Source organism: Streptomyces hoynatensis, assembly GCF_003626535.1.
Taxonomy (GTDB): Bacteria; Actinomycetota; Actinomycetes; order Streptomycetales; family Streptomycetaceae; genus Streptomyces; species Streptomyces hoynatensis.
Map to the genome: position 1 here is coordinate 17318 of NZ_RBAL01000027.1, position 17213 is coordinate 34530.

The 17213-nt window shown below is 75.7% G+C and carries 21 protein-coding genes; 9 read left to right on the top strand and 12 right to left on the bottom strand.

The features are described 5' to 3' along the window. Complete coding sequence (locus D7294_RS28585) at window positions 1–384, top strand: tautomerase family protein (RefSeq protein WP_120684703.1); 384 nt, start codon at window positions 1–3, stop codon at window positions 382–384. A 140-nt stretch (window positions 385–524) separates the two neighbouring features. Here D7294_RS28585 and D7294_RS28590 read toward each other — a convergent pair whose 3' ends face one another. From D7294_RS28590 to D7294_RS28605, 4 genes are all read right to left on the bottom strand, one after another. Beyond that, window positions 525–1349, bottom strand: a complete 825-nt coding sequence (locus tag D7294_RS28590) for a class I SAM-dependent methyltransferase (protein ID WP_120684704.1) — start codon at window positions 1347–1349, stop codon at window positions 525–527. Beyond that, window positions 1346–1984, bottom strand: coding sequence for a LysE family translocator (locus tag D7294_RS28595; protein WP_120684746.1), 639 nt, complete (start codon window positions 1982–1984; stop codon window positions 1346–1348). The genes D7294_RS28590 and D7294_RS28595 overlap by 4 nt, the downstream gene beginning before the upstream one ends. A 133-nt stretch (window positions 1985–2117) precedes the next feature. Beyond that, window positions 2118–3017 (bottom strand): aminoglycoside phosphotransferase family protein, encoded by a 900-nt coding sequence (locus D7294_RS28600; RefSeq protein WP_120684705.1) that lies wholly within the window; start codon window positions 3015–3017, stop codon window positions 2118–2120. Window positions 3018–3103: 86 nt separating this feature from the next. Then, the gene (locus D7294_RS28605) at window positions 3104–3736 is read right to left on the bottom strand and encodes a TetR/AcrR family transcriptional regulator (protein WP_120684706.1); all 633 of its coding nucleotides are present in this window, start codon (window positions 3734–3736) and stop codon (window positions 3104–3106) included. 20 nt (window positions 3737–3756) lie between these two features. Here D7294_RS28605 and D7294_RS28610 point away from each other — a divergent pair, with 20 nt between their 5' ends. After that, window positions 3757–5406, top strand: coding sequence for an FAD-dependent monooxygenase (locus D7294_RS28610; protein ID WP_120684707.1), 1650 nt, complete (start codon window positions 3757–3759; stop codon window positions 5404–5406). Between the two features lie 15 nt (window positions 5407–5421). Here D7294_RS28610 and D7294_RS28615 read toward each other — a convergent pair whose 3' ends face one another. Further along, on the bottom strand, window positions 5422–5790 hold the full coding sequence (locus tag D7294_RS28615) for a MerR family transcriptional regulator (RefSeq protein ID WP_120684708.1): 369 nt from the start codon (window positions 5788–5790) through the stop codon (window positions 5422–5424). A gap of 565 nt (window positions 5791–6355) precedes the next feature. Here D7294_RS28615 and D7294_RS28625 point away from each other — a divergent pair. The 3 genes from D7294_RS28625 (at window position 6356) to D7294_RS28635 (ending at window position 9192) form a co-directional block, all read left to right on the top strand. Continuing rightward, the gene (locus D7294_RS28625) at window positions 6356–7174 is read left to right on the top strand and encodes a polysaccharide lyase (RefSeq protein ID WP_241562689.1); all 819 of its coding nucleotides are present in this window, start codon (window positions 6356–6358) and stop codon (window positions 7172–7174) included. A 248-nt stretch (window positions 7175–7422) separates the two neighbouring features. Then, complete coding sequence (locus tag D7294_RS28630) at window positions 7423–8412, top strand: RNA polymerase sigma-70 factor (RefSeq protein WP_120684709.1); 990 nt, start codon at window positions 7423–7425, stop codon at window positions 8410–8412. A gap of 174 nt (window positions 8413–8586) precedes the next feature. Continuing rightward, window positions 8587–9192 carry a DUF4865 family protein gene (locus D7294_RS28635; protein ID WP_120684710.1) on the top strand — a complete coding sequence of 202 codons (606 nt, stop codon included), beginning with the start codon at window positions 8587–8589 and terminating at the stop codon, window positions 9190–9192. A 114-nt stretch (window positions 9193–9306) separates the two neighbouring features. Here the strand turns inward: D7294_RS28635 and D7294_RS28640 are convergent, their stop codons facing one another. The 3 genes from D7294_RS28640 to D7294_RS28655 form a co-directional block, all read right to left on the bottom strand. Further along, window positions 9307–10536, bottom strand: a complete 1230-nt coding sequence (locus tag D7294_RS28640; protein WP_120684711.1) for an MFS transporter — start codon at window positions 10534–10536, stop codon at window positions 9307–9309. 682 nt (window positions 10537–11218) lie between these two features. After that, a complete protein-coding gene (locus D7294_RS28650; protein ID WP_120684713.1) occupies window positions 11219–11965 on the bottom strand; it encodes an SAM-dependent methyltransferase in 747 nt (248 codons plus the stop codon). Window positions 11966–12200: 235 nt separating this feature from the next. Continuing rightward, a complete protein-coding gene (locus D7294_RS28655) occupies window positions 12201–12743 on the bottom strand; it encodes a hypothetical protein (RefSeq protein ID WP_147450929.1) in 543 nt (180 codons plus the stop codon). 126 nt (window positions 12744–12869) lie between these two features. Here D7294_RS28655 and D7294_RS28660 point away from each other — a divergent pair, with 126 nt between their 5' ends. Next, window positions 12870–13259: a hypothetical protein gene (locus D7294_RS28660; RefSeq protein WP_120684715.1), complete on the top strand. Its 390-nt coding sequence runs from the start codon at window positions 12870–12872 to the stop codon at window positions 13257–13259. 172 nt (window positions 13260–13431) lie between these two features. Here the strand turns inward: D7294_RS28660 and D7294_RS28665 are convergent, their stop codons facing one another. The 4 genes from D7294_RS28665 to D7294_RS28675 form a co-directional block, all read right to left on the bottom strand. Further along, window positions 13432–14163, bottom strand: a complete 732-nt coding sequence (locus D7294_RS28665; RefSeq protein ID WP_120684716.1) for a hypothetical protein — start codon at window positions 14161–14163, stop codon at window positions 13432–13434. Between the two features lie 52 nt (window positions 14164–14215). After that, window positions 14216–14866, bottom strand: coding sequence for a hypothetical protein (locus D7294_RS28670; RefSeq protein ID WP_194117774.1), 651 nt, complete (start codon window positions 14864–14866; stop codon window positions 14216–14218). A 71-nt stretch (window positions 14867–14937) separates the two neighbouring features. Continuing rightward, window positions 14938–15072 carry a hypothetical protein gene (locus D7294_RS33810; RefSeq protein WP_277751126.1) on the bottom strand — a complete coding sequence of 45 codons (135 nt, stop codon included), beginning with the start codon at window positions 15070–15072 and terminating at the stop codon, window positions 14938–14940. Continuing rightward, a complete protein-coding gene (locus D7294_RS28675; RefSeq protein WP_241562690.1) occupies window positions 15069–15500 on the bottom strand; it encodes an ATP-binding protein in 432 nt (143 codons plus the stop codon). The genes D7294_RS33810 and D7294_RS28675 overlap by 4 nt, the downstream gene beginning before the upstream one ends. Window positions 15501–15740: 240 nt before the next feature. On the opposite strand from D7294_RS28675, the gene D7294_RS28680 reads away from it, so the two are divergent. The 3 genes from D7294_RS28680 to D7294_RS28690 are packed head-to-tail and all read left to right on the top strand — an operon-like array spanning window position 15741 to window position 17210. Beyond that, on the top strand, window positions 15741–16589 hold the full coding sequence (locus D7294_RS28680; protein WP_277751128.1) for a helix-turn-helix domain-containing protein: 849 nt from the start codon (window positions 15741–15743) through the stop codon (window positions 16587–16589). Then, the gene (locus tag D7294_RS28685; protein WP_120684718.1) at window positions 16589–16813 is read left to right on the top strand and encodes a DUF397 domain-containing protein; all 225 of its coding nucleotides are present in this window, start codon (window positions 16589–16591) and stop codon (window positions 16811–16813) included. The genes D7294_RS28680 and D7294_RS28685 overlap by 1 nt, the downstream gene beginning before the upstream one ends. A 46-nt stretch (window positions 16814–16859) precedes the next feature. Further along, a complete protein-coding gene (locus D7294_RS28690) occupies window positions 16860–17210 on the top strand; it encodes a hypothetical protein (protein ID WP_120684719.1) in 351 nt (116 codons plus the stop codon). Window positions 17211–17213: the final 3 nt, after the last annotated feature.

Consider the following 17213-nt stretch of genomic DNA (forward strand, 5'->3'; position numbering starts at 1 on the left):
GTGCCGCACTTCAGCGCACGCATCCAGGAGAAGGCGCTCGACGAGGCGACCGTGCCCGCGCTCATCGGGGAACTGACCGAGGCCGTGGTCTCGGTGTTCGGCGACTGGGCCCGCCCGGTGGCCGCCGTGGACGTGTTCGGCGTCCCGGAGGGCCGCCTCGGCGTCGGCGGCCTGCCGACCGGGGAGAACGCGCCGTTCGTCACGCTGCACATGCGCGAGGGGGCGCTTCGCCATCCCGAGGTCGAGAACGCCCCCGCCCGCCTGATCGCCGCGATCACCGAGGCCCTGGCGAAGGTCTTCGGCGAGCAGGCCGGGCGGCGGGCGGTCGTGGAGATCGTCGGCGTCCCCGCGGGCCGCTCCGGCGTCGGCGGCGAGGTGGTCTGACCGCGAGACGCCCGGGCGCGCGTGCGCGCGGGCGCGTTCGCGGGGGCGTGCCGCGCGGAGGGGGCGCGTGCCCGGACGCGGGAGCAGGGCGTACCCCGGGGCGCGGGAGCTGGGCGTACGCCGGGGCGCGTGGGGTGGGCTCAGGCCGTGCCCCAGGCGAGCAGCGCGACGTGAGGCAGCGCGAGGGTGCCGTCCCGGGCGGTGAACTCCTCGCTCAGCGCCTCGAATGCGGCCCGGATGCGGGCGACGGCGGCGGCGGGCGCGCCGGCCAGGATCTGCCCGACGGTCGCCACCCCGGCGGCCGGGCCGCTCCACCACTCCTCGCGGGTCGTCCGGTGATCCCAGCCGACGAGCTCGCAGGCCGCCCCGGTCAGGCGGGCCTCGTTCAGCAGGCCGGTCAGCCCCTGCGGCGTGCGGGGGAAGTCCTCCTCGGGCGCGAGGGTGGGCAGATGCGCCGGGCGCGCGACGCCTGCCGCCGCCACGGCCCGCCCCAGCAGCGCCTGCCCTGCGCCGCCGGGGGAGGCCCAGACGGTGACCGCCACCCGTCCGCCCGGGCGGGTCACCCGGCGCAGTTCGCCGAGGGCCGCCCGGGGCCGCCCGACGTGGTTCAGCACGAAGTTGCCCACCACGGCGTCGAAGGCGCCGTCGGCGAAGGGAAGCCGGGGCAGGGCCGCACGCAGCACCGCCGCCGCGGGGGCCGCCCGCGCGGCGAGTTCCGCCATGCCGGGTTCGGCGTCCACCGCGGTCACCCGCGCCCCGCGCCCGCAGGCGGCCACGGCCACGCCGCCGGGGCCGGTCCCCACGTCCAGGAGCCGCGTGCCCTCCCGCACCTCTGCCACGTCGAGAAGCCACGGCACCGTATGGGCGCACAACCGCGCGAAGCTGCCGGCGTAGGCCGCGGCCCGGCCCGCCCAGGCCCGCCGCTCGGCCTCGTCGAAGGGGGTGTCGAAGGCCGTCGCGTTCACTCGCTGCGGCCGGTCGCCGCCACGGTCACGCCCAGGCCGATCATCGTGAGGCCACCGGCCCCGCCGACCAGGGAGAGCCGCCGCGGGGAGCGGGCGAACCACTCGCGCGCGGTGGCCGCGGCCAGCCCCCACACGCTGTCGGAGAGCGCCGCGATGACGTTGAAGACGAGCCCGAGCAGCAGCATCTGGGCCACCACATGCCCCTGGTCCCGGTCGACGAACTGAGGCAGCGCGGCGGCGAAGAACACCATCGTCTTGGGGTTCGACACCCCGACGGCGAAGCCCTCCCACAGGGTGCGCAGGCCGCCCCCCGCGCCCTCCTCTGCGGCGAAGCCGGCCCGCAGCGCGCCCCGGTGCCGCCACGCCCGGACGCCGAGGTACACCAGGTAGGCCGCCCCGGCGAGCTTCAGTGCCGTGAAGACGGCGACGGAACGCTCCACCACGGACCCGACCCCCAGGGCGACGGCCATGACGAGCACATAGGCGCCCAGCGTGTTCCCCGCGACGGTGGTGAGCGCGACGCGGCGCCCCTGCGCCAGCGCCCGCCCGATCACGAAGAGGACGCTCGGCCCCGGGACGACGATCAGCAGCAGCGACATCGCCGCGAAGGCGAGGAGACGGTCGGCGGACACCATGGCGCCCATGGAAGCACGGGGCAGGCCGGCCCGGCAGCCCGATTTTCCGGCCGGGGCGCGCCGGTCCCCCGCCCGGCCGGGAACGCGGGTGCCCGGGCCCCTGCCGCACAACTCCCGGTCCATGCGGCCGAGTTCACAGCAGCGCCGAGGCCAGCAGGTCGGTGGCCTCCACCCGGAAGCGGTCGCCGCCGTGCGCCCGCTCCCACAGCGCGGCCGTCACCGCCCTGGCCTGGGCCCAGCGGCGCGCCCGCTCCCGGTCGATCTCCGCGGCCTCGGCGAAGACCGCGAGCCGGCGCAGCAGGGCGGCGCGCGGGTCGGATGCCGCGAGGAGGTCCTCGTAGCGGCTGCGCAGCAGGGTGATCCCGTCGTAGGCCGGGTCGCCGGCGCAGCCCTTCGGGTCGATGGCCAGCCACGGCTCCCGGTCGCCGCGCAGCACGTTGGTGAAGTGCAGGTCCCCGTGCACCAGCGTGTCGGGCTGGTCGGGGCCCAGTTCCGCGAGGGTGGCGAGGGCGGCGTCCAGGACGCGCGGGGGCAGCGGCCGCTCCAGGCGTGCGGCGTCGGCGCGCAGTTCGGCGGCCCACCGCGCCACCCCGTCCCGCAGCCTGGGCAGGCCGGGCGGGGCGGGGATCGCCAGCCGCCTGGCGAGCAGCCCGGCCGCCGCGACCGCCTCCTCCACGTCGGGCACCTCGGCCAGCGACTCGCGGCCGGCGCGTTCCAGCAGCATCGCGAAGCGCGCGCCGTCCCGCGCCAGGAGCCGCACCGCGCCGCGCCCCGCCCAGGCCGCGAAGGCGTCGGGCTCGTGGACGTTTCCCGGGTGCGGGAAGGACACCTTCAGCACGGCCGCGGCGCCGTCCTCGCACCGCACCGGCTGCACGAGGCCGACCTGCCCGTGCGTCGCCTCCCCCTCGGGGGCGCAGCGCCAGCGGGCGGTCAACTCCTCGACGATTCCGGCCAGTCCCGCGAGCCACCGCCTGCCGGGCTCGCCCTCCCGGTCCACGGTGAGCCGCGCGAACTCCTCCGGTATGCGCACCATCCGGGCAGCCTAGCCCGGGGCGCCGCCGTCCCCGCGAGCCCCCCCGCGAGCCCCCCGGTGCACCCCGGCCGCGGCCCCGGCGGCGCTCAGGAGAGGTCGCCCAGGCCCCGGGCGAGGAGCGCGAAGGCGCGTTCTGCCGCCTCCCTGGCCGCGGGGTGGCGTGCGTCCGCGGACTGGCCCGCCGTCAGCGCCTCGGCGTTGTCCAGGGTCAGCACCCAGTGCACCGCGACGAGTTGGGCCGCGGCCAGGCGGGCGGGGAGCGGGGAGGCGTCGGCCGTCTCGCACAGCGCCTCGGCGAGGCCCCGCTCGGCCGCCGTCCTGAACCTCCCCAGGCGGGCCACCAGCGCCGGGGTGGCGAGGAGCATCCGGTAGAGGTCCCGGACGGCGGGGGAGTCGTTGAGGCCGGTGAACGGGTCGCGGCGGCCGAGGGCGTCGAGGAAGTGCGCGCGCAGCGCGTCGAGCGGGGCGGTGCCCGGCGGCCTGGCCCGTACCACCCGGGCGGCCTCGGTCTCGTGGTCGGCGAAGCGGTGGACCACGAGGTCCTCCTTCGCCGGGAAGTACGCGAACAGCGTGCGCTTGGAGACCTCGGCCGCCTCCGCGATCTCCGCCACGGAGACCCGGTCGAAGCCGCGGTCGAGGAAGAGGGCGATCGCCGCCTCGGAGATGGCGGTGCGCGTGCGCTGCTTCTTGCGCTCGCGCAGCCCCGGCGTGTCCGTCACGCGCCCACGCTAGCAGCCTGCTGCTCCCGGGATATTTCTGCACCTGGTATACATGTAGTCCAAGTGCAGTTTTCCGGAGGGAGCGGGGAGTGGACCAGCAGAACGCGCGGGCGGCGCAGGGAACGCAGGCCGAGGTGATCGTCGTGGGCGCCGGGCCCACCGGGCTGACGCTGGCCTGCGAACTCGCCCTCGCCGGAGTGGACACCGTGGTGCTCGAACGGCTGCCGCGGCGCATGGACCGGATCAAGGGCGGCACGCTCCAGCCGCGCACCGCCGAACTGCTCGAACTGCGCGGCCTGCTGGAGCCCCTGGCCCGGCGGGCCCTGCCGCGCGAACCCGTCGGCGGGCACTTCGGCATGCTGCCGGTGCCGCTGGACTGCACCCCCTTCGGCACCCGGCACCCCCACCCCCTCTCGGTCCCGCAGGGGATCGTCGAGGAGGTCCTGGAGGAACGCGCCCGCACCCTGGGCGCCCGCATCCTGCGCGGCCACCCGGTGACCGGCGTCCGGCAGGACGCCGACGGCGCCACCGCGCACGCCGAGCCGCACGGGCCGGTCCGCGGGCGCTACCTCGTGGCCTGCGACGGGGGGCGCAGCGCGGTGCGCAAGGCGCTCGGCCTCCCCTTCCCCGGCCGCGACGGCACCTACCTCGCCGTGCTGGCCGACGTCAGGCTCGCCTCCGTCTCCGCCACCGTGCCGCGGCAGGCCGGCCACATCAGCGGCCTGACCCGGTCCGCGGGCGGCTACTGGGCCATGCTGCTCCCGGCGGGCGGCGACCGCTACCGGCTCACCTTCGGGCAGGCGCACGCGGCGGGCGGCCCGGCAGGCGACCGGGACGCGCCCGTCACCGAGGCCGAGATCGCCGCCGCCCTGCGCGCCGTCTACGGCCAGCAGACCGTCCTGGCCGCGGTGGAGAACGCCTCCCGGTTCTCCGACGCGACCCGGCAGCTGACCCGCTACCGGGAGGGCCGGGTGCTGTTCGCGGGCGACGCCGCGCACATCCACCCCCCGCTGGGCGGGCAGGGCCTCAACCTCGGCGTGCAGGACGCGTTCAACCTCGGCTGGAAGCTCGCCGCCACCCTGCGCGGCCGGGCGCCGCGGGGCCTGCTCGACACCTACCACGCCGAGCGGCACCCGGTGGCCGCCGCGGTGCTGCACCACACCGCCGCCCAGCGGGTGCTGGCCGCGCCCGAGCCGGACGGGGACGTGGCGGCCCTGCGCGACCTCCTGGGCGACCTGCTGCGGCTGCCCGAGGCCAACCGGCACCTCGCCGGGCTGATGTCCGGCCTTTCGCTGCGCTACGACCTGCCGGGCCGCCACCCGCTCACCGGCGGCCGCGTCCCCGACCCCGAACTCCGCACCTCCCGGGGACCCGCCCGGCTGTCCTCCCTCCTGACCGGGGGGCGCGCGGCGCTGCTCGACCTCTGCGGGCGCCTCGACCCCGGGCCCGCCCTCCCGGCGCACACCGACCTGATCCGGGCCGCGCCCCACCCGGCGATCCCCGCCACCGCCCTGCTGCTGCGCCCCGACGGATACGTCGCCTGGGCCACCGACGACCCCGCCCCCCGGCTGCCCCGGGCCCTCCGGCCGGCGGACGCCCCCGGCGGCGCGAGGGGCCCGGGCGGCCCGGGGGCACGCCCGGTGCGCGAGCCTGCGCCGGGCGGCGCGTGAGGCCGGGCGCGCGCCCTATTCCGCTCCGCCGTCCGCCGCCCGCTCCGTCACGTCGATCGTCCGGCGCAACAGGCGGCGGGCGGCGTCCAGTTCGGCGGCCCGCCGCTCCAGCACCGCCAGCTGCCCGTGCAGGCTCGCGAGCACCCCGGGGCAGGGGCGCAGCCCGGCCTCGCCCGAGGAACAGGGCAGGATCTGCCGCACCACCCGCAGCGGGAGCCCGGCCGCCAGCAGCGCCCGGATCCGCCGCACCGCCTGCTCCGCCTCCTCGCCGTACTCGCGGTAGCCGTTCGCCCGCCGCTCCGCGCGGATCAGCTCCCGCTCCTCGTAGTAGCGCAACAGGCGTTCGCTCACGCCCGTACGGCGGGACAACTCCCCGATCAGCACGGCCGCGCCTCCCTCTCCCTCGGCTTCCCCGGGACTCCGCCGCGCCCCCCGGCGTTCCCGGTGCTCCTTGACCTTCCCCTCGTGTGAGGGAGGAACAGCGGCCCCGCCCGGCCGCATTCCGCGTCGGCCGCCCAGGCCCCCTACGGCGACCCGGTGCTCGCCCGCGCCACCGTGGAACGGGCCACCGCGCCGGGCGAGTTGCGCGAGGGGGTGCCCGGCGGCGCGCTCGCCGAACTGCTCGGCCTGGCCTGAGGCCCCGGGCGGCGCCCGGCCGCCGCGGGACCGCGCTGAGACCCCGGCGCGCCGGGCGGCACGTGCGCTCCCGGCACCGGACCCGCCGCCCGCGCCCGGACCCGCCGCCCGGGCCCTCCCGGCGCCGGCCACCCGCCTGCCCACCCGCCACGTCCCGGCGGCGCACCGGCCGTTGCGTGGGGGAGCGCCGCACCAGCGGCCGGACGGGCTCTGGTCCTCGGGCGGCCCGGCCGCTATGGTCGCCAGGAATGGGAGCGCTCCCAAGGGTCGGCTGGGAGCCGCTGCCGTCCCCCCACACCTCTGGAGGCAACCCATGAGTTCTTCCCCTGCCCGTGCGCGCCGGTGGCGCGTCCCGCTGGCGGCCGGTGCCGCGCTGCTGCTCTCGGCGGCCGGCGTCTCGGCCGCCGCCGGGGAGCCGCGCGCCGCCGCCGGCGCCGAGGCGGCCTGCGCCGCCGACGGCTTCTGCGAGGACTTCGAGGGCCAGACGGGCACCACGCCATCGGGCCGCTGGAACACGCAGGTCCGCGACTGTTCCGGCTCCGGCACCGCCTCGGTGGACGCGTCCGTGGCCCACGAGGGCAGCCGCTCCGTCCGGGTGGACGGCGGCGGTGGCTACTGCAACCACGCCTTCGTCGGCACCACCCTCGACGAGGTCCCCGCGGGCTCGCCGCTCTACGTCCGCTTCTGGATCAACCACGAGACGGCGCTGCCGCCCGACCACGTCGCCTTCCTGGCCATGCAGGACACCGCGGACAACGGCCGCGACCTGCGGATGGGCGGCCAGAACCAGGCCCTGCAATGGAACCGGGAGTCCGACGACGCGACCCTGCCCGCGCAGAGCCCCGTGGGCGTCGGGCTCAGCCGGCCGCTGCCGGTCGGCGAGTGGTCCTGCCTGGAGTTCCAGCTCGACCCGTCCGCCGGAACGCTCCAGACCTGGCTGAACGGCGAGAGCGTCGAGGGCCTGATCGTGGACGGCACCCCGACGCAGGACGTGGACCAGCAGTGGCTGGCCCGCGGCGGCTGGCGGCCCTCCCTGTCCAACCTCAGGTTCGGCTGGGAGAGTTACGGCGGCGCCACGGACACCCTGTGGTTCGACGACATCGCGGTGGGCACCTCGCGCACGGGCTGCTGAGCCCCGGCGCACCGCCGCGGGAAGCCCCGGGTCACGCCCCCGGCCGCCGCCGCACTCCGGGGCGGCCGGGGGCGGGGCCACCCGGCCGGGTGCGGGCCGCGCCCGGCCGGGACCGGGGAACGCCCGCTCCCGCCGCCCGGGCCCCACCGCGGGGCCCGGGCGGCGGGAGCGGCTATCGTCCCGGTGTCACACGGAGACTGCGACCGGCATCTGGTGGGGGAGAGAGCCGGAACGAACAGGAGCCACCCATGGCCGCCACCCCGCAGACCGCATCCGACCACCACGACGGCCGCGGCGACGACCTCGACCACCACGACGGCCACGACGGCCGCCCCGGCCAGCCGGGCCCCGACGGCCGCCCGGACGAGGCCACGGAAACCTTCCTCGCGCATCGGAATCTGCTGTTCACGGTGGCGTACGAGTTGCTGGGTTCGGCGGCGGATGCGGAGGACGTGCTGCAGGAGACGTGGTTGCGGTGGGTGGGGGTGGATCTGGCCGTGGTGCGGGACCGGCGCGCCTACCTGGTCCGGATCGCCACCCGTCAGGCCCTCGCCCGGCTGCGCACCCTCGGCCGCCGCCGGGAGTCGTATGTGGGTCCGTGGTTGCCTGAGCCGTTGCTGACGGCGCCGGATGTGGCGGAGGACGTGGAGCTGGCGGAGAGCGTGTCGATGGCGATGTTGCTGGTGCTGGAGACGCTGGGTCCTGCGGAGCGGGCGGTGTTCGTGCTGCGGGAGGTGTTCGGCCTGGAGTACGGGGAGATCGCGGAGGCGGTGGGCAAGAGCCAGGCGGCGGTGCGGCAGATCGCGCACCGGGCGCGGTCGCACGTGGCGGCGCGGCGTCCGCGGGGCGCGGTGTCGGCGGCGGAGACGCGGGATGCGCTGGAGGCGTTCCGGCGGGCGGTGGAAACCGGCGACCTCCAGGGCCTCCTCGACCGCCTCGCACCCGACGTCGTCTGGCTGGGCGACGGCGGCGGCATCGTGCGGGCCGTGCTGCGGCCCGTCGTGGGGGCCGACCGGGTGGCCCGGCTGCTGGCCGGTGCCCTGGAGCGGGTCCCCGACGCCACCGCGCTGCTTCCGGCGCAGGTCAACGGCCACCCGGCGCTGGTCGTCCGGCTCGCGGGCCGGCTCGACACCGTGCTGGCGATGCGCCTCGACGAGGGCCTGATCACCGGCTTCTACGCGGTCCGCAACCCCGAGAAGCTCTCCCACATGGAGCGGGAGATCACGCTGAGCCGCTGAGCCGCTGAGCCGCTGAGCCGCCGGGGCTCCGGGGCTCCGGGGCGGGACGGCGCGGGGGCGTGCGGTGCCGTCTCCCCCTCGGGGCGCCGCGCCGCCGCCTCGCGTTCCCCTTGTACCTACTGGTATGTACGATGCGGGGGAGGCGAAGTGACAGCGGAGAAAGGCCGGAAGGCGATGTACGCCAAGCAGTACGAGATCACCCTGCCCGCGGACTACGACATGGGCATCATCCGCCGGCGCGTGGCGGACTTCGGCGCGCTCCTCGACGACCGCGCGGGGCTGGGCTGGAAGGCGTACCTGATCCGCGAGCGCGGCGTCCTGGGCTCGACGGTCAACCAGTACGCGCCCTTCTACCTGTGGCGGGACACCGGCGCGATGGGCCGGTTCCTCCTCGGCGGCGGCGGATTCCAGGGCATCGTCCGGGACTTCGGCCGCCCCGCGGTCCACCACTGGACGCCGGTGGCGACCCTGACGGGCCCCGCCCGCGCCGCCGAGCCGAGGCACGCCTCGCGCCGGCTGACCGCCGTCCCCGAGGGCCGGGACCTGTCGGGGGAGGACCTCGCGGCGCTGGTGGAAGGGGAGATCGCGGGCCTGCGGGAGCTGGCGGCGCGCCCCGGGGTGCACAGCGCCGCCCTCGCCGTGGACCCGCGGCACTGGCAGCTGGTCCGCCTCGTGCTGTGGGCCGGGGCCGCGGAGGACGAGGAGGCGACCGAACGGTACGAGGTGCTGCACCTCTCCGCCCCGGAGGCCGCCCGCCTACCCGAGGGCCGCCACTGGTGAACTCGCGCGACCCGCCGCCGCCGCGCGGCGGATGGCGCGGGGTGGTGCGGCGGGCGGGTGGCCGAGCGCGCGGGTGGCGCGTTCGCGGCGGGGGACGAGGGCGCCGGCAGCCGCTCAGCGTTGCCCCTCCGCCGTCGCCACCCGATCCCCGCCGGGCGTCGCACGCCGTTGGCGCGCATGGTCCCACCGGGCGGGGACGACAGCGGTGAGCGTAAGAAGCGCGGTCAGGGCGAAGGCCCAGGGGTAGCCGGTCGCACCGGCCAGCGCGCCGAAGCCGACCGCGCCGAGGCCCATGCCCGCGTCGTAGGCCAGGTTCCACAGGGCGCTCACCGTGCCGTACCCGGAGGCCGCGACCCGGGAGTACATCAGCGTGAGGGTGGCGCTCTGGGTGATGCCGAAGCCGGCGCCGAACACGGCCGCACCCGCGACGACCGCGGCCGGGATGCCCGTGAGGGCGACCGCGAGGATGCCGGCGGCCGAGACCAGCAGCCCCGGCAGGACCAGCCCGGCGGCTCCGCTCCGGTCCGCGCGCCGCCCGGCGAACCAGCGGGATGCGGTCGCGGCGGCCGGTTGCCCGAACAGCGCCGCGGCCACCACGCCGGAAGAGCCTCCCTCCACGGCCAGCGGCAGAAAGGTGACGACGATGCCCGCGCCCACCGCCGTCACCCCGAACACGGCCGCGGGGCGGCCGAGCGCGCCGGAGGCGGCCCCGGCGAAGATCCCCAGCTCGGGGCCCGAGGCCGCCTCCCGTCCCGGCAGGCCGGGGACCGCGGCGACGGACACCAGGGCGGCCAGGGCCGCCGCCGTGCAGACGGGCCCGTACCCGGTGTGCACGGCCAGCCAGGACCCGAGCGGCAGGCACACCAGCGAGGGCACCCCGGCCATCACCCCGATCAGGGCCAGCCCCTCCCCGCGGCGCTCCTGCGGGATCAGCGCGGCCGTCAGCGCCCCGCCCGCCACCAGGGTGAAGGCGAAGCCGAGCCCCCGCAGGAGGCAGACCGCCACGATCCACGCCATGCTCCGCGAGGCGGGCAGGCCCAGCGCCGGAGCACCCAGCAGCACCAGCCCGGCCCCCAGCATCAGGCGATGGCCACAGCGTGCGGCCAGCCAGGGGCCCATCGTCTCGCCGGCCACCGTGGCCAGCATCAGCGCCCCGGTGACCAGGCCCGCCGTGTCGCTGCCCCGCCCCGGCGCGGCCTGCGCGTACGCCGGGGCGACCGACAGCAGCAGATGGAAGCTCGCCGAGGAACCGGCGACCGTCGCGCAGCGCAACAGCAACGGGCGGGTCACCAGAGGCGGCCGCGCCCCCGCGGTGTGGTCCCCGGGACCGTCGGAAGTGGCCATGAGGCGAAACCTAGGAGAAGGAGCCGCCCGAAGGCTCCCCATTTACCGGCCCGTTCGGCTCGCCCATTCACCGGCCCGTTCGGCTCGTGGCCGGCCGCCGGACTCCGCACGGCCCGCGCCCTCCCGAGGCGGCGGCCGGCGAAGACGAGAGCCCACCGGCCGGCCCGGTCGCACGCCGGCGCGGCCTGCGTTGCCTCGGCACTGCCGTCCGGCAGCACGGTCGGCATCCCGTGCCCCAGCTCACCACCTCGGCGGGTCGCCGTCCGCGGAGCGGCCCATCCCGTGCCCCCGCGCTTGAGGCGACCGCCGCCCGGAGGACCACCGGCCCCGGCAGCCCCGGCGGGAGGGCGGAGACCACCGGCCAGTCGGTGAAGCCGGGGCGGTCCTGGTCCCTCATCCCCACTCATCTGGCCACCGCCCGCTCCGTCCGAACCTGACGAACACCCTAGGCGCCACCACTGACAACGGCCGATGCGGCGACCGGCCACGGCGCAGCGATGGCCACGGCACTACGACGGCCACGGCGCTACGGCGCTACGACGGCCACGGGGAACCGCAGTCAGCAGGAAGGCGGTGGGGGACGTGCGCCGGGTGGTGGGGGGCGCGGGGAAAGGGCCCTCGGCCCTCGCCCCACGCCCCCTTGCCTCGGCGGGCCGTCACCTCTCGGCGGGCCCGCCACTCCTCAGCGGGCCATCAGCGCGAACACGCCCCAGCCCAGGTACTCCCGCTGGTAGCGGATGAACCGGATGGGTTCCGTGTCGAGTTCGGCCCGCACCTCGGCGGCCAGTTCGTCCTCCGGGTTGGCGTCCAGCCAGCGGCGGAGGTTCAGCCACTGCGCGGCCCGGTACCGGTCCCAGTCGTCCGGGCCGGCGAGGACCATCTCGACGAGGTCGTACCCGAGCGCGCCGAACGTCCCGACCAGCTCCGGCAGGGTGCCGAAGTCGTCCCTGGCATGGGCCTGGCAGCCTTCGACGGTCTCCTGGTCCGGCGGTTCTTGCCGCCAGAAGGGCTCGCCGATCAGCATCAGCCCGCCGGGCGCGAGGCTGCGGCGCAGCAGCCCGACGGTGCCGGCCAGGCCGCCGCCGATCCAGGTGGCGCCGACGCACGCGGCCAGGCCGACGGGCTCCTCGGCGACGTGCCCCGAGGCGTCGCCGTGGACGAAGGCGACGCGGCCGTCCACGCCGAGCGCGACGGCGCGCGCCCTGGCCTGCGCGACGGAGACCGAGCTGATGTCGACGCCGGTGCCCGTGATGCCGTGGTCGCGGGCCCAGGTGCACAGCATCTCGCCCGAGCCGCAGGCCAGGTCGAGGGCCCGCGTTCCCGGGGGCAGGTGCAGCGCCCGGCCGAGCGCGGCGAGCTTGTCAGGGCTGAACGGGTTGTGGATGCGGTGGCTGCTTTCGCGGATGGTGAAGATGCGTGGAAGATCCACGGGATCGATTCCTTCGGTGAGATGAGGTCCTGTCGTTTCCCGAGGGCGGCCGACCGCGATCGGCCGCCGCTGCCCGCGTCGTCATCTCACGCACCCCATCTCGTCCCGTGGTACTCGAATCGGGCGACCGTAGTGCCCCGCCGCCCCCGGCGTCCACCGCTTTCCGCCCGCCGCCCGCCCCCTTGCGCCCTCGGCCCGCCGCCCGGCGCCTTGCGCCCGGCGCCGGCGCGGCGCCTCAGCCCTCCCCGCGCCACAGTGCGCCGGTCTCGCTGGCCGCCTTGTGCAGGCAGGGCTCGCCCCAGGGGGCGGGCCACAGCCGGATCAGGTACTCCTCCACCGGGTCCCCCTCCTCGCGCGGGTCCCCGTCGTCGCGGTTCCTGCCGTGCACGCGCACGCGGTAGTCCCCGGGCCCCGGCAGCCGCAGCTCCGCCTCCTCCTCGTCCGGGCGCGGCGTCGTGGCGAAGTTGAGGAGGGCCGACTCCCACGAGGTGGAGACCTCGGCGACGTCCTGCCAGCCGGCGAGGTCCAAGGGCGGCGGCCCGTCCCACAGTTCGGCGGCGACGGCGACGGTCCCGATCTCCTGCCCGCACACGATCCGCAGGCCCTCGCCGCCCTCCGGGTCGGCCGCGACGAGCCCGTTCCCCGTCCAGTCGGGTGCGAACTCCGTGACCAGGGACTCCCCGGTCACCTCGACCGTGGAGGCGTCGACGAACACATCCGGCACGGCGGCCCGGCGGATCAGCTGTGCCACGACGTTCCCGCTCCTCTCGTCACGCATGCGCCGGGCCATCCTGCCCCGTCCCGCCGGACGACGGCCGCGGGCCCCTGCCTTAGACTGAGCGGCTGCCCTGTTCCCCGCATGCCCGCCCCCGCGCGTCGCGTCCGTAAGAGAGGACCGCCGGCCATGTTCCTGCACCTGCCCGTCTCCGCCTGGGTCGCCGTCGCCGCCGTCGTCACCGTGGGCCATGTGGCCGTCATGCGCTGGTGCATGCCGACGCGGAAGGGGAAGAGGAGCGTCTCCTTCATTCCCCTCGTCCTCGGGGTGGCCATGGTCGGGTCGTCCGGGACGAAGGGCGTGTCGTTCCCCGCCGCGCTCTACCTGTACAGCGCGGTGCTGCTCCTGCTCGTGGTCATGATCGCCCCGGTGCGCAAGAGCGTGGCCGCCGACATCCTGCGGCAGGAGCAGAACCCGGACGTCAAGGTGGAGTTGAACGGGGTGGCCATGACGTGGATCACCGTCTCCCTGCTGGCCGGGCTGCTCGCCGTGGTCGGCGTGTGGGCGTCCCAGATCTGAGCCGTTCACCCCACCCGGTCCTGCCGCGGCCTCCTGCGGTCCCTTCGCGGTCGTGGTCCCTTCGCGGTCCGGCGGCGGGGCGGCGAGGGGCCGGCGGCGGTGCGGTGGCGGTCCGGCGGCGGGCCGTGGCGGTCCGGCTCGGGGCGGGGTGGCGCGGGTCGGCCACCGCCGCTCACCTGTCGTAGTTGGTGTAGCGGTGCACCGTGTGGGCGCGGTCGATGAGGAAGCAGGTCTGCTCCAGCCAGTCCCCGTGCGTGGTGACGGTCTGGTAGAGCACCCCCGTGCCCTGGCCGAACGCCGCGACGGTGTGCACGGCGTAGTCCCGGTGATCGCCGTACGTGTGCAGCTTCTCGTGGTGGCGGTCGAGGATGCCGGCGATCGCCCGGCTCACCGCCTCCCGCGCCTCCTCGCGCGAGGCGCAGGGGGTCTCCTTCTCCGGCCCCCAGACGCCGAGTCGGAGGGCAGCGAGACCGGCCGCCGCAGGCGGAACGTCCTCCCGCAGCGTGCCCGCGAGCCGGTCCACGACCGCCCGCACGGCGGCCAGCGAGTCCGGCTCGGCCCGCAGGCCGTGCTCGGCGCCGGAGTCGGGGAGCAGCCAGGGCCGGTGCCCGGCGGTGCGGGCGTACGTCAGCCGGGCGGCCAGCCGGGGGTACTCCTGTTGGCACGGCCCGCAGCAGTGGCCCCGCGGGCGGTCGTAGGCGCTGTCGTGCAGCGCGAGGAGGGTCACCCCGGGGCCGCCCGCGTCACAGAACCGGCACCTCAGGGGCTCCTCCTGCTCCGGCTCCTCCTGTTCCGGCTCCTCCTGCGGCGCGGGCGTGGGGGCCGGTGCGGGGGTGGGGGCCGGCGAGGCGGCCGGCGGAACGGGCGGGCGAGGGGCGGCCGAACGGCGCTTGAGGAACCGCATGGCCCCGTAACCTAGCGCCCCGCGCCCGGGACCGGTCCCGAGCGCGGGGCGATCAGCGCGGGGCGCGTGGCCGATCGGGCGCGCCGCCCGGCGCGCGGGGCGGGGGCGCGGTGCCGGCGAGCGCGACGGCCGTACACCGGGTGAGTTCGACGACGAGCTGCGAGGCCAGGAACCACCGGGCCTGCGGATGGCCGTAGGGCAGGTGATCGTCCTCGCCCGCGACCAGGCCGCCGCCGGGGCGGGGGAGGAAGAAGCCGCCGAACGCGCCCCACACGCGCGGCTTGCGCACCCGCACGAACGCCGGCGCGTCCAGGTGCGGACAGTGCCGGGTGGCGAGGCGGGCGCACGGCTCGCACACCGGGGGCTTGCTGCACAACAGCCCCTCCGGCCAGCCGGGCGTCCGTTCCTCAACCCCCGGCCGCCGCAAGGCGAACAGCCACCCCTGCGCGTTCCGGCTCGCCGGCCCGCCGCACACTTGGCACAGCCGCCGCAGCATCGCCGTGCGCTGCCGGACGGTGTGCATCTCCCGGAAGTCCGGGCGCCCCTGGCCCGGCGCCTCCGTGACGCGGGCCCACAGGACGCCGTGCCGGTCGCGGTCGCCCGCCACCTCGTCCGCGTACGCCAGCCCGCGCCCGTCGGCGCGCACGGTCAGCCGGGCGCCCACCATGGCCTCCTCCGCGCTCCACCGGGTGACCTGCGGCACCGGCAGTCCCCGCGGCCCCCACACCACGGGCGGCCGGGCCGACGGCGAAGTACCGCCCTGCCTCCGCGCGTTCACCACCGGCCCCCCTCTGCTTCCTCGATCCGCGCCACCAGGTGCAGCAGAACCCCGAGATGGCACGCGCCCCCCACCGCGGCAACCACCGCCGCGGCCCCCACGACCCCGGCCACCCCCGCCAGAACGCTCACCGGCCCTTCCCCCTTTCGAGGGAGCATGCGAACCACACGCACTTCCCGGCCAGGGGCGCGGGCACGCGTTCCCAGCCGACGCGCGGGCAGGCCGCCCTGAGCAGCCACAGTCCGCGGCCCGACTCCGCCTCCCAGGCCGGTTCGCTGATCTCCGGCAGCCCGGGGGAGTCGTCGAAGACCCGCACCACGGCCTCCCCGCCGTTCCGGCTGACCTGAAGGAGACACCGGCCGCCTCCCGCGTGCTTGTAGACGTTGGTCAGCAGCTCCGAGACGCCGAGCCGGCCCAACTCCACCGCGTCCTCCGGCGCTCCCCACGCCCGCAGCACCTCGGCCACCCGGCCACGCCAGAACTCGACCTCCCACGCCCCGACACGCAGCTCCCACCCGAACGCGGGCTGCTTCCCCAGAACTTCACGGGCGACCTCCACGGACACCTCCAGCACAGAGCGGCACACGCGACCCGAAGTCGTCACGACAGGTAGCCGTGACGCTCCTCGGCGTGATGTTTTCACCGTGGAGCAGCCGGAGAGACAATGTCAAGTCACGCGAACGGTCAATTGACAATCAAAGTCGCCGGACTGGCATGATGATGCAGTGACTGCCTGAGGCAGCCTCAGTTCGCTTGCATGGCTGGAGAAACGATGACCAATGGTTCAAGTACGGCGCTCATGGCCCGGGTTGCTCTGGGACGTGCGCTTCGCCGTCTCCGGGACGAAGTGCACGGCCTGAGGCTGAACGAGGTGGCCGAGGCGCTGGGCTACGACGTCTCGTTGATCAGCCGTATCGAGACCGGTAAACGTCCCTGCTCGCAGGTGATCTTCGGGAAACTGATGGATCTGTACGAGGTGCCTGCCGAGGAGCGGGAGGAACTGGCCCAGCTCCAGGCGTCGTCGAACGACCGTCGTCCGCCGTGGTGGGTCAGGTACCGCGAGATCATCTCGTCGAGTTACGAGCAGGTCATCGCGTTCGAGGACGCCGCGCAGAGCGTCTTCGAGTACCAGCCGGGCATCGTTCCGGGGCTGTTGCAGACGGAGGATTATGCGAGAGCCGTGACAGGAGTGGGCTTTGCCTCGCTGGGACCGGACCAGATCGACGGGCTCGTCGAGGTGCGCATGGTCAGGCAGCGGGAGAGGCTTTTCGACACGAGCACGCCGCTCCAGTGCCACTACGTGATCACCCAGGCGGCGCTTGAGTTCCGCGTCGGTGGCCCGGCGGTCCATCGTCGGCAGCTTCAGCACCTCCTCGACCTCTCCGAGCACCCCAGCGTCACGCTGCGGGTCATCCCCTACGAGAAAGGTGAAGAAGGCTGTCAGATTGCAGGTTTCCGCATCTTCCGCTTCCCCGATGAGCACATGCCGGACGTTGCCTTCGGCGAGTCCGTCGCTGGTAGCCTGACCATCGACGATCCCCGTGACCTCCGCCGGATGCACCGCCTGTTCCGAAGCCTCACCGGCGTCGCGCTTACCGTAGACGAGACGCGGGATCTCGTCTCACGAGTCAAAGACAGGGAAGACTGATGGAGAAGCAGGACCTGTACTCGATCGACCCGGCCACCCTCGACTGGCAGAAGAGCAGCCTGACGGCCAACAACGGCGAATGCTTCGAACTTGCGCCCCTGCCGGACGGCGGGGTGGCCGTGCGGGACTCGAAGAATCCCGACGCGGCGCACCTGTGCTTCACGGCCGGTGAATGGGCGGCGTTCAAGGGCGGCGTCCTGAAGGGCGACTTCGACAACCTCTGACAGAAGCCGCGGTGGTCGTTCTGTGGCCTCCAGCGAAGGAGATTCTGTGACCGACGAGCTGGGCCGTCTCTTTCGCGACGCGTGGATTGCCGGCGTGAAGAAGCACTTCCCGGGGGAGCCCAAGCCCGGCTACATCGCGCCGTGGGAGGAGACCCCGGAGTGGGAGAGGCAGGCCGCCGCGGCGGTCTGCGCCCAGATCCGGCAGTTCGTCGAACTCAGCGCTGGGAGCACGGCGAAGCTCAGCCGTGAGCAGAAGGGCCGCTTCGTGGCCGTCTGCTGGATCGCGCAGATCCACAAGCACTTCGACGCCCCGAAACCCGGCTACGTCGCGGACTGGGACGCGCTCCCGGCGTGGCAGCGCGAGACCGACGCGGACATCTTCGAGGCCATCGAGTAGCCC